We start from the raw sequence: 11,731 nt of genomic DNA, 5'->3' as shown, positions 1-11,731 counted from the left end.
TTACATACCGTCCTGTTTACTTGTACATATACAGTATAACACATAAATCGAATTTTCTCAAATTTATGGTTGACATTGGTCATTTGTTTATCGTATAATATACAATTTTGATTTTACGAGACTATGTTTAGAACTAGTTTTATTCTTACTGGTATCCTTATGTAGTCCACACGTGCCGCGAGATATCTTCATGAACCATGGGGTTTACAGCGTATAAAAATCGAATCATTATTTCTCTTCCGAGATCTATTGGTTCTTAATATTGTATTCTTCAAACACCCTGTGTATAACGGAAGAGTGACCAGAGTGCTATAGTATTTTCAATTCAAAAAGCACCGCTAACTTTCAGCGGCGCTCCATTCAATGTATTTTATTATTGTACTGTTTCTTCTACTGGTGACTGTTCTTTTATATAACGCAACACAGGCTTACGCGCTGCCTTCGTTTCATCAAGGCGTCCAATGACGGTTGTGTGTGGTGCTTCTTGAACGATTTCCGGATTCTCTTCTACTTCTTTAGCGATTTGAATCATCGCTTCGATGAAGTTATCCAATGTTTCTTTGGATTCCGTTTCTGTCGGCTCGATCATTATAGCCTCTTCTACGTTCAACGGGAAATAGATGGTTGGCGGATGATAACCAAAGTCTAGCAAACGCTTCGCCATATCGAGTGTACGTGCACCAAGTTTCTTCTGACGACGACCAGACAAAACAAATTCGTGTTTACAGTGTTGTGTATACGGAAGGTCGAAGTATGGCTCTAGACGACGCATCATATAGTTCGCATTGAGTACTGCGTATTCCGTTACAGCTTTTAAGCCGTCAGGACCCATTGAACGAATATACGTATACGCACGTAGGTAAATACCGAAGTTTCCGTAGTACGGCTTCACACGACCAATAGATTGTGGCACGTCGTAATTCAACACGAAGCGATCATCTACTTTTTGAACAACGGGTTTTGGCATGAAAGCAGCCAATTCATCTGTTACACCTACCGGACCTGAACCTGGTCCCCCACCGCCGTGAGGACCTGTGAACGTCTTGTGCAAGTTCAAGTGAACCGCATCAAAGCCCATGTCGCCGGGGCGTGCTTTGGACATAACCGCATTCAAGTTCGCACCGTCGTAATAGAGTTTTCCACCGACTCCGTGAACCACTGCCGCCATTTCTAAGATGTCTTCTTCGAAAAGACCTAGCGTATTCGGATTCGTTAACATCAACGCCGCTGTATCAGGACCTACTTTTAACTTCAAATCCTCAAGATCTACTAAGCCTTTTTCATTCGACTTCACTGTCACAGTGTCAAAGCCAGCAACCGTTGCAGAAGCTGGGTTTGTTCCGTGAGCGGAGTCTGGAACAAGTACTTTCGTGCGCTGCGTATCACCGTTCGCCTCATGGAAAGCACGGATCATCATCAATGCTGTCCACTCGCCATGCGCGCCAGCTGCAGGTTGCAATGTAACTTGTGGCATACCTGTGATTTCAGCTAAATGCTGTTGCAGATCGTATACTACTTCGAGTGCACCTTGTACAGTGGATTCGTCTTGTAGCGGGTGAACGCGTGCGAATCCTGGGAAACGAGCAACTGCTTCGTTGATTTTCGGATTGTATTTCATTGTACAAGAACCTAATGGATAGAATCCTGTATCGACACCATGATTACGGTTAGACAACGCAGTATAGTGACGCATGATGTCCAACTCAGATACTTCAGGCAGTTCCGCGTCTTCCGTACGAATTACGCCTTGAGACAAAATGGACGAAACGTCTACTTCAGGAACATCTAATTCAGGTAAGCTATAACCGATTCGTCCGGGTTTGGATAGTTCAAAAATGAGTGATTGATTGTCCTTATGCATGGATAGCCTCCAGTTCTTGCACGTATGCATCGATTTCTTCTTTCGTACGTTGTTCTGTTACAGCGATCAGTGCGTGATTCGCCAGACTCTCATCTACGAGACTTAAATCATATCCACCAATAATTCCTTGTTCAAGTAAGCGTTTATTGACATCTTTAATAGGTGATTTACAATCCACTACGAGTTCATTGAAATGCGCAGGACCGAATTTCACTTCAAATCCAGCTTTTTCAAATGCTTGTTTCGCATAAGCTGTTTTTGCGATATTCTGATAAGCGATTTCTTTAATTCCTTCTTTACCTAGGGCTGTCATCGCAACGGATGCCGCAAGAGCATTCAGCGCTTGGTTCGAACAAATATTGGATGTTGCTTTGTCACGACGAATATGTTGCTCACGCGCCTGCAATGTCAGTACGTATCCTCTACGCCCTTGATCGTCATTCGTCTCACCAACTAGACGACCAGGAACTTTACGCATCAACTTTTTCGATACTGCGAAATACCCACAATGTGGTCCACCGAATGATTCCGCAATTCCGAATGGTTGTGCATCTCCAACCGTAATATCCGCTCCAAGCGCGCCAGGTGGTGTCAAGAGTCCAAGTGCAAGTGGATTAGCCGAGACGATCGATAGTGCCCCATGTTCATGTGCAATATCGCTGATTACTTGTAGATCTTCTACTTGGCCATAAAAGTTCGGATATTGAACGAGCACTGCTGCAGTCTCATCATCAATCATTTCTTTAAGTTTAACGATATCCGTTACACCGTTTGTATGTGGAATCGTTACCACGTCAATGTATTGCCCGTCTGCGTAAGACTTCACAACTGCGCGTGATTCGTTGTGAACCGTAGCAGATACAAGTAACTTCTTACGGCGTGTATGACCTGCAGCAAGTGTCCCCGCTTCAGCAAGTGACGTGCCTCCGTCATACATGGAAGAGTTCGCTAGCTCCATGCCTGTCAATTCGCAAATCATCGTCTGAAATTCGAAAATCGCCTGTAACTCACCTTGTGAAATTTCGGGCTGGTATGGTGTATACGCTGTATAGAACTCAGAACGTGAAATGACGTGATCTACGATGATTGGACGATAGTGATCATAGACTCCCGCTCCTAGGAACGAAGCATAATCTTGAGCATTTATATTTTTCGCAGCCAAACGTCCAAGTTCTTTTAAAAGAGATGTTTCGGATTTAGCCGGTTTAATTTGATACTCCCCTTTAAATCGTACTTTCTCTGGAATATCTGAAAAAAGTTCATCAATAGAGGAAACTCCAATTGTTTCTAGCATATCTTTCTGATCTTGCTCCGTCATAGGTAGATAACGATGCTTCATAATTTTTTACCCCTTTTCACTTATGATCTTTTATAGAAAGGTGTTGCAATGACTTTTGCTTTCAGACGTTTCGCGCGGATTTCCACTTCCACTTCCGTGCCAAGCTCAGTGAACTCTGTAGATAGAAGCGCAAAACCGATGTTCTTTTTTAATGTAGGAGATTGCGTACCCGTGGTGACTTCGCCGATCTCCCTGTCACCCACAAACACTTTATAACCAGTACGTGGAATTCCTTTATCAATCATTTCAAGTCCCACTAGCTTACGTTCCACACCTTGTTCCTTTTGTTTTACAAGAATATCTTTACCAATGAAATTTTCTTCTTTATTCACTTTTACGACGAAACCAAGCCCTGCTTCTAATGGAGAAATATCCTCTCTCAATTCTTGACCGTAAAGAGGTAGACCTGCTTCAAAGCGCAATGTGTCTCGTGCACCAAGACCTGCAGGTACGACACCGTCTTCTTTGCCTTCTAGCAAAATCTTTGTCCACAAGTTTTGGATTGCTTCGGGTGTACCATAGATCTCAAATCCATTTTCTCCCGTATAACCAGTACGTGAAACGAGTACATTTTCTCCGCCCACTTGAACATGTTCTTTAAAACGGAAAAACTTGATTTCTTCAAGTGACTCATCCGTCAGTTTCTGTAATACCGACTCAGCCATCGGTCCCTGCAATGCAAGTAACGCGTAATTGGAAGATTGGTTGTCAATAACGACATTGTCGGTCTGTTGTTTTTCCATCCAAGCTACATCTTTTTCAATATTCGATGCATTGACTACCAATAAATAACGCGTTTCCTCTAATTTATAAATTAAAAAGTCATCGATCGTTCCACCTTGCTCATTACACATCACTGTATACTGTGCTTGGCCTATTTTCAGTTTGGAAACATCATTCGTCACAAGCTTCTGCAAATAATCGAACGCTCCGCTACCACTAACAAACACTTCTCCCATATGCGAGACATCAAACAAACCCGCTTTTGTCCGAACCGCTTCGTGTTCCGCTTTAATACTGGAGAACTGCACAGGTAACTCCCAGCCGCCAAAGTCGATGGTCTTTCCCCCGTACTCTTTATAACTTTCAAATAACGGTGTACGTAATAATTGAGTTGTCAAACTGTTTCCTCCTTTTTGTTCTGATCAAGGAACGATCAGTATGTACTTCATCAAAAAAAGGACAGGGGTCTCCTATAAAAGAGAACCCCTGTCCTTTTGCCTGAAAGCTTTACAGTTTCCATACTTTCTTCGGCCGCTGATTACTCAGCACTCTCCAGAGATGCGTCATGTATGCGTTTTGTTACCTGAGAGATTCATAACATTCGTTATTTGCTCCTTCGGCGGCGCCTAATGCGCGCTCTCCCCATACAATCATTCGCATTATTGAGTTAATTTTTTCTTCACTGATATCTTAACATTTTATATAAGTAAGCGCAATCTATTTATTAATAGCGCATAAAAGCGAATAATAGCTCAACTACAAACTAAATCATTCGCTTTTTAAATGAGTTATTGATATCTTTCAATTTGAAAGATAATATATTCTGCAATGTCCGTTAAAGATTTTCCCGTTGTTTCCACAGTGAAATGGGCAGACTGTAAATACTTCGATTTGCGTTTTTTATAAAGGGCTTCTAATTCTGCCCGCGAAGATTGTTGCACAATCGGACGATTGACATCAGTCGAGATTCTTCGCCAAATATCACGGAATGATGCGTTGAGGAAAAACACGATACCCGTTTCACGCATCAGTTGAATATTCTTTTCTTTTACCGCAACACCCCCACCGGTCGCCACAATACAATACTCTTCAGGGAATTTTTCGAGAAATTCTGTTTCCAACTGTCGGAAATACAGTTCGCCGTACTGCTCAAATATCTCAGGAATCGTCATTTGCATTTGTTCTGTAATTTCATGATCCATATCAAAGAACGGAATACCAGTTAACGTATGCAGCCGTTTACCGATTGCGCTTTTTCCACATCCCATGAATCCTACTAAATATATCCTTTTCATTTTCATCCATCCCGTTTCATTAATTCAACTGCTTTATGCTCATAATAGGTTTCGAGCCAGTCGTATATTCTGTAGATACTATCATGCCATGAAACGAGGGAGAAAAGAAAGAGACTTACACAAATTAATAGGACAATCGCGAAAATAAATGATCCTCCCTTCTCATTCTTGATATAATCCAATAGCAAACGTCCTTTCTTTACGCATACCGTCCTTCATTTCGACTGCAATTTTCAATTCGCTATCTTTCACGGTAAATTTACTGGATTTCACATTCATCAACAAAGGAACATGACCTGTTCCATCCACAACTTTGCGAAGCATTGTATCGTATTGTTGTATAGTAATCCTTCTTTTTGGGGTATGGAACGTAATGGTCGTTAATTTTACTTCCTCCACTCTAGTTACTTCTTCCAACAATTCCTGTAATTCCAATGAAAACAACTCCCACTCTCCAAGTAGATCTCCTTGATAAGCTTTCTTCATGGGTACTTGCCAATAGAAAAATAGAATTGTAAATTGAATTAACATAGTAAAAATAAGTAAGTGAATGATACTTTCAACTAATGAATAGCCTTTTTCATCCAATCGTTTCATAAACTCACACATTTTTGATTTTCGATTTGTTGTATTTCATATGTAACACAAATCTGTCTATTATTAACTGTCCAATTATAGTGAAGTTCCTCATGTGATCTGTGTCCTGTCGTTTGTCCCAACGATTTATATAAAATAGCCGCTTGATAGATGGTTTGGGCTGCAATCATTGCTTGTTTTTTCCCTGTGACAGACGAAGTGATACTGGTGGCCAATGGTAAAAGAGATGAGAAGATCACCATAATAATGACTAGTGACAACATCGCTTCAGGCCAGGACTGACCTTTCTCATTCATTGACTATCATCCTCCCTCTTTCAAACTGGAACGAGATGAATATTAGTCCACTGCTTTGTGTAGAAAAATACATTTTTCCTGTTTTCACCATGTATCCTGTTTCAGCAAAGTCCAATCTTTTAAGCGGAGATTGTTTTGTCATACGCATGCCATCAGGAAATATCCCACTTCTTAAAGTTACCGTCCTATCCATTCTTTCCACCTTATACATTGCGCCACTATCGCTGAATGTCAAAGCAACACTTCCTTTATGTGTCATTGCATATAGCTGCGCCTCATGAACAGCCGCAATGAATTGCTTCAGCGCATCCTCTTCGGATTCTTTTTTCAGATGTTTTTCGCTAAAGGGAAGAATGACAGCTGTCAAAATCATCATGATCGATAGGACTAGCATAAGTTCCAAAAAGGTGAATCCATACTGGCAATTAAAAATACGTTTAGCTTCCGGCATTCGCAGCTTTTACTTTTCCTTCCGAGTCGATCGAGATTGCACTGCCATTCGGACACGCAGGTTCAGCCGGTAAATACCCCTCTGTAGTTAGCGAAGAAATTGTTGGAATCGTTTTTTTATCCATCTTATATGCTTGTACTTGGCCTTCAACCATTTTCACATATGCATCACAGCCCTTTTCATCTATCGATTTAGAATGCTTCGTCACATTCGGGATAGCAATTAAGATTAAAACAGTAATGATTAGCAATACGATCATCATTTCAATTAACGTAAAACCTTTTTCATTCTTCCGCAACATTTTTCCTCCTTTTAGATACTGTCGATCATCTTATAAACAGGTAATAAAATAGATAAATAGGACAATAAAATACAAACCGCCAGAACACCAAATAAGGCAGGCTGTAAAATCGTTATCCACTGAGTAATCTTCTCCTCCAACTGTTCACTCGTATGTTCGCTATATAGCATAAGTTCTTTCGGTAAGTAACCGCTATCGGCTCCGTGTTTTGCAAAATCTGCTAGACGTGGTGAGAGTCCATTTGTTAAACGAATGGCTTCATGTAAGGATTCCCCATAAATGACGTGTTCACTTAGTTCATTCGTGATAACGGATAATATAGGATCCTCTGTCTGCTCCACTAGAACAGCTAATGCGTTTTGCATGGAAAGACCAGATTGTAATAAGCTTCCAAGCTCACTAGCGAAATCCCTAGTTTTCATTTCACAGTAGAATATTCTGATTCGTGGGATTTTCAATATATAGTGCAAAACATCAGAAGGAGATAATCTTCTTAACCACAAGCGAACTACAAGAAAACCGACAGCAAATATAATAGCCATAACTAGCAAGAGGTCTGGTATCGATGAAACGAGTTTCGGTAGTAATTGGACGAATCCTCCATTGTCATTTGCCCGCATTACAGTCAATGCTTCAAAATTCGGTAAGAAAAATTGCCGAAACGCGACCAATAAAATTAATAAGAAAGAAAACAATACACTTGGATACGCCAACAGTTTACGAACTTGCTTCTGCTTCTCCGTCTTTCTGTTGACACGATCCGCCACTTCTTTCAACGCGCGGATCAAGTTGCCGTCTACTTCCGCAATAACGATCGGCAACATTATACTTTTACCGAAACCTAAACTCTTCAGAATATGCGAAACACCATATCCCATCTTCAACTCTTCTTCTACTTGCAGAAGTTTTTCCTCATACTCTTTCGTATGATAAGGCAATATCAGAATGAGTCCTTCATGAAAGGTATATCCTTCTTGTAATAACACTGACAGTCGTACTAGAAACTCCGCCGGCTTTGTTAATTTTTTATTGGAAGATGGACTAAATAATCTAATCCGTTCCATACAGCACCTTTTCATACAAAGCTTGTTGTACTTCAATTTTCTTATTAACAGGAGTCGTAAACCGTAGACCATTCACCATTGATTCCGTAGCCAATTGTAGATCTGACTCTTGCAATATTTCAAAAACTGCCGCCGCTTCCCCAGACTGTTGTATAATCAGTCGCTGAGCGGATATTGCAATAATGGTCTGTCTAAGCTCTTCCACTTGAATTCCAAGGTCTAGTAAGCGATACAAGCAACCAACCGGATCTTTCGCATGGATTGTGCTAAGTACTAAGTGTCCTGTCAACGCCGCTTCAACCGCGATTTTAGCTGTCTCAGCGTCACGTATTTCACCAATCATGATGACATCGGGTGAATGACGCAAAATCGCTTTTAACCCAGCGGAATAGGAAATACCAGAACGTTCATTCACTTGAATTTGTAGCAGATGACTATGATTGTTCTCTACTGGATCTTCGAGTGAAATGACATGACGCTTAAGTTCGGATACACAATGGGAAGTTAAGGAATATAATGTAGTCGTTTTACCAGAACCAGTTGGTCCGGTGACAAGAAACAGTCCTTGTTTATAAGCGGCAGCTTCAGTCAATTGCTGTGTCCATTCAGGATTGAGACATAGCTGGTTGAGCGGAACGATTTTATCGTGTTTCTGAATACGGATCGCGACACTTTCCCTCAATTGAATAGATGGAATTGTCGAGACGCGAAAAGAGAAGTTGCAGTCTACGATAGACCGGTGAAAGGAACCACTTTGTGGACGACGTTGTTCGCTTATATCTAAAGAAGATAAGAATTTATAGAATGAAATTAACCGTCCGCCTAATGTATGAGGGTACTGCCCGATTTTCGAAAAATACGAATGCTTGCGAATTGTCACGTCATATCCTTCTACCGTAGGCACAAAATGAATATCTGTCGCCTCAGAATTAATTGCTTTCTCGAGCAATTCTAAACATGTTTTTTCTATAATGTTCTTTTCAGTTTCCATAGTTCTCTCCTTTCTCCATTCGACAAAAGACCACTTTTTATCTTAGAAAGAAGTATATATGGAAATTAAATTGTTTGAAAACGTATGACATTTATGTCAATTCATTTTTCATAGCCCATATTGGGTCATAATTCATTTCTTTACGTCAATTTGATATCAAAAATCAATTTTCACATTATTTTCATCATAGGTTCTGGTATACTATTATCAGCTACTATCTTAACTTGTTCGGACAAGTACACTCTTTTGACACAATGTGAAATCGATTGGAGTTTACTTTTGGGCTGACGTTCTATTATAATGGATAAGAGCTTATTGTAATGTTGTGAAGGAGGGATTCTTAGATGGATAATATGTTTAAACTTTTAGGATTCTGGTCAGGTATTTTTGCGGTAATGTTCTTTGTAGGAAATATGATTCCAGCTGCTTTACTTATGGTAGCAGGCACAATCTTCTTTATTCTACTTGGATACTTGAAGCTTTCAGAGCGTATGTATGTTTACCTATTCGGAGCATACCTGATGATCTTCATGGTTGGTTTTAGTTACTATTCTATTTTCATTCACGTACCTGGCGGAGGACACTAATCCGTACATACAAAAAACAGCTTTCTCAATGGAAAGCTGTTTTTTGTTTGCTTTATTTTGATCAAAATCCGTGTAAGTATGGATTTTGGTCTTTTTCGATTCCGATTGTTGTCGCAGGTCCATGTCCTGGATAGACCAACATCTCGTCGTCAAGTGACAATAATTTTTCGTGAATCGCTTCTAGCAATGTTTCCGTATCGCCACCTGGCAAGTCGGTACGGCCTACGCTTCCTTGGAACAATGTATCCCCTACGATTGCGAACCCTTCATCTTCAAAGATATAACAAACGCTTCCAGGCGAGTGTCCAGGCACATGACGCGTCTCCATCTTAAACGGACCCACTTCCAAATACTTTTCATCATGAAGTAGTACGTCAGCAGGATGACAAATCACGTCAGGGAATACGGGGTATTTAGCAGAACCGTTTAACTCGGGACTTCCAAGCCATTTCTTTTCCGCCACATGCAAATACACAGGAATATCAAAAGCAGTTCGAATCTTTTCCACCGCTCCGATATGGTCAAAGTGTGCATGCGTCAGCAAAATGGCAATTGGCTTCAAAGATAACTTTCGTAATTCCGATAGTAATGCCTCTCCATCTTCACCTGGATCGAAAACTAAACAATTTTTCTCTTCGTCTTCCAATATGTAACAATTCGTCTGAATTGGACCTAATGGACGTATATGTATCCTCATTTAACTCACCTCTTAGTCTAATATTAATGAATATGGACACAAACTTCAAATAATCGTCATTATTTAATCTCGACAAAACGATTCATTAACAGTACAATAGAGGAGGAATATCGCTTTATGGCATTCATTTTTTCAATGTTGAAAGGAGTGTCTACTCAATGAATTTATTAGTCATCATTTTTGGATTGATTGCAATTTTAGCAGTCTTTGGAACGGTCCAAGCTTTTAAAGAGCGGAATCTGTTAAGTATAGTATTCAATGTGGTAACGGTTGTAGTTATCGGAGGATTTACGATCGCTACTGTCATATATTCTGGATACCCGCCACAACTACACAAATAAGTTCCAAAAAATAAGGACACCCTTTCATTGGGGTTGTCCTTATTTTTTTTGATTCGCTAGTAGATAGTATTGGCGCTTCGGCGGAACGCATTCTAGCTTGCCTCTCATTCCCCACGTAAAATAGTAACTCCTCAAATTTATTCCTGCGGCTTGATCTCCAACCACTTTACCGTCTCACCGGTCTCTATATCCATCCAAGTATCCAAACTATATCCAATGAGACACTTTTCGCCCTTGCAATCTAAGGAACCGCCTCCCTGTAGCTCTTGGCGCTTTACTTCCTTGCCGTCCTGTATCTTTACTAGAAAACTAGTTGGTCTCATCTCGGTTTGATTGGTAACAGTCATCATCAATGTAGTATCATCTGAAAATACAGTGTGATCCATCACGAATGAATCATCTTCAGAAAACCAGGAATGTTTCTCTTTCCCGTTTGCATCTATTACAGTGTATCGTATCTGCTCGCCTTCAAATGATTCAATCAATACTTGATCTGAAGAGGTATGGAATTGGTTGGCGTTATTCGCGAGTATAGTCTCTTCTCCCGTAGACAGCGCTTGTTTTATTACCACTACGTCTTCCATGTACACCAACTCTTCCGCACCTAGCCAACGGGGAAACGGATCAGGTAGTTCTACTGCTACCAATGTATCGTCATTCGCATCATAGCGCATGATTTCGTAACTCCAATCATCAGAGAAAGCGGTGATCAGTAATTGTGAAGCATCGAATTCGTTCCATTGAATTTCAAGTTCCGAGGATTCTACCGACACTTCATTTAATGGAGTACCCGCATGATCGAGTATATGTATGACAGCTTCTGTTGAGTCGTCCGCTGTTTTGACTAGCAATTGCGAAGCAGTAGGATGAACTTGTACTTCAGAGATCGTTGCAGTGGCCGTAAATAAGGTATGTATATCACCCGTCTTCAAATCAAACGACAGCAGACGGTCTTTAGCGTCCTTTTGATTGACGAATAAAATCGCCATTTCGTTCAACCAGCCTGCAACAAAACGAATATCATCTTGTGAAGCTGTAAGTTTTTCTACTGGCTCGGCTTCTTTTTCTACTAGTTGTTCTTCGGTTTCAACATCTTCAGATTGCGTACATGACATTAAAAACAATGCACACACTATTGAGATAAGAATTCTTTTCACTTTTTCACTTCCTCTTCAGTTGGTTAAAAAA

14 protein-coding genes and 1 riboswitch are annotated in these 11,731 nt (G+C 40.5%); of the genes, 2 read left to right on the top strand and 12 right to left on the bottom strand.

Translation table 11 applies throughout. From position 1 onward, the window contains the following. Nucleotides 1–373 precede the first annotated feature (373 nt). The 10 genes from gcvPB to comGA all read right to left on the bottom strand — a co-directional run bounded on the left by gcvPB (nt 374) and on the right by comGA (nt 8,918). Nucleotides 374–1,861: an aminomethyl-transferring glycine dehydrogenase subunit GcvPB gene (gene gcvPB, locus CSV77_RS02640; RefSeq protein WP_099630097.1), complete on the bottom strand. Its 1,488-nt coding sequence runs from the start codon at nt 1,859–1,861 to the stop codon at nt 374–376. Next, nucleotides 1,854–3,200, bottom strand: a complete 1,347-nt coding sequence (gcvPA, locus tag CSV77_RS02635; RefSeq protein ID WP_099672171.1) for an aminomethyl-transferring glycine dehydrogenase subunit GcvPA — start codon at nt 3,198–3,200, stop codon at nt 1,854–1,856. The genes gcvPB and gcvPA overlap by 8 nt, the downstream gene beginning before the upstream one ends. Nucleotides 3,201–3,220: 20 nt before the next feature. Then, on the bottom strand, nt 3,221–4,321 hold the full coding sequence (gcvT, locus tag CSV77_RS02630) for a glycine cleavage system aminomethyltransferase GcvT (RefSeq protein WP_099672170.1): 1,101 nt from the start codon (nt 4,319–4,321) through the stop codon (nt 3,221–3,223). A 163-nt stretch (nt 4,322–4,484) separates the two neighbouring features. After that, nucleotides 4,485–4,577, bottom strand: a riboswitch (glycine riboswitch). A gap of 134 nt (nt 4,578–4,711) precedes the next feature. Further along, the gene (locus CSV77_RS02625) at nt 4,712–5,218 is read right to left on the bottom strand and encodes a shikimate kinase (RefSeq protein ID WP_099672169.1); all 507 of its coding nucleotides are present in this window, start codon (nt 5,216–5,218) and stop codon (nt 4,712–4,714) included. Between the two features lie 162 nt (nt 5,219–5,380). Beyond that, complete coding sequence (comGF, locus tag CSV77_RS02615) at nt 5,381–5,815, bottom strand: competence type IV pilus minor pilin ComGF (RefSeq protein ID WP_158232005.1); 435 nt, start codon at nt 5,813–5,815, stop codon at nt 5,381–5,383. Continuing rightward, a complete protein-coding gene (locus CSV77_RS16745; protein WP_099630103.1) occupies nt 5,812–6,111 on the bottom strand; it encodes a type II secretion system protein in 300 nt (99 codons plus the stop codon). Before CSV77_RS16745 ends, comGF begins: the two co-directional genes overlap by 4 nt. Next, entirely contained in the window at nt 6,104–6,562 is a 459-nt protein-coding gene (locus tag CSV77_RS02610) for a type II secretion system protein (protein ID WP_099672167.1), read from the bottom strand. The genes CSV77_RS16745 and CSV77_RS02610 overlap by 8 nt, the downstream gene beginning before the upstream one ends. Then, a complete protein-coding gene (comGC, locus tag CSV77_RS02605) occupies nt 6,549–6,863 on the bottom strand; it encodes a competence type IV pilus major pilin ComGC (RefSeq protein ID WP_099672166.1) in 315 nt (104 codons plus the stop codon). Before comGC ends, CSV77_RS02610 begins: the two co-directional genes overlap by 14 nt. 11 nt (nt 6,864–6,874) lie before the next feature. Beyond that, entirely contained in the window at nt 6,875–7,927 is a 1,053-nt protein-coding gene (gene comGB, locus CSV77_RS02600; RefSeq protein WP_158232003.1) for a competence type IV pilus assembly protein ComGB, read from the bottom strand. After that, the gene (comGA, locus tag CSV77_RS02595) at nt 7,914–8,918 is read right to left on the bottom strand and encodes a competence type IV pilus ATPase ComGA (protein WP_099672164.1); all 1,005 of its coding nucleotides are present in this window, start codon (nt 8,916–8,918) and stop codon (nt 7,914–7,916) included. Before comGA ends, comGB begins: the two co-directional genes overlap by 14 nt. Nucleotides 8,919–9,262: 344 nt before the next feature. Between comGA and CSV77_RS02590 the strand changes: the two genes are divergently transcribed. Continuing rightward, entirely contained in the window at nt 9,263–9,505 is a 243-nt protein-coding gene (locus CSV77_RS02590) for a DUF2626 domain-containing protein (RefSeq protein WP_099630182.1), read from the top strand. Between the two features lie 61 nt (nt 9,506–9,566). Here CSV77_RS02590 and CSV77_RS02585 read toward each other — a convergent pair whose 3' ends face one another. Then, nucleotides 9,567–10,202, bottom strand: a complete 636-nt coding sequence (locus CSV77_RS02585; protein WP_099672163.1) for an MBL fold metallo-hydrolase — start codon at nt 10,200–10,202, stop codon at nt 9,567–9,569. Nucleotides 10,203–10,360: 158 nt separating this feature from the next. Between CSV77_RS02585 and CSV77_RS02580 the strand changes: the two genes are divergently transcribed. After that, complete coding sequence (locus CSV77_RS02580) at nt 10,361–10,543, top strand: DUF2759 family protein (protein ID WP_029054522.1); 183 nt, start codon at nt 10,361–10,363, stop codon at nt 10,541–10,543. A gap of 137 nt (nt 10,544–10,680) precedes the next feature. On the opposite strand, the gene CSV77_RS02575 is transcribed toward CSV77_RS02580, so the two are convergent. Continuing rightward, nucleotides 10,681–11,700 (bottom strand): YqgU-like beta propeller domain-containing protein, encoded by a 1,020-nt coding sequence (locus tag CSV77_RS02575; protein ID WP_099672162.1) that lies wholly within the window; start codon nt 11,698–11,700, stop codon nt 10,681–10,683. Nucleotides 11,701–11,731 lie beyond the last annotated feature (31 nt).

The organism is Sporosarcina sp. P16b (assembly GCF_002743065.1).
Taxonomy (GTDB): domain Bacteria; phylum Bacillota; class Bacilli; order Bacillales_A; family Planococcaceae; genus Sporosarcina.
The sequence above is the reverse complement of the archived record's forward strand: the minus strand, read 5'-3'. Positions and strand labels throughout refer to the sequence as shown.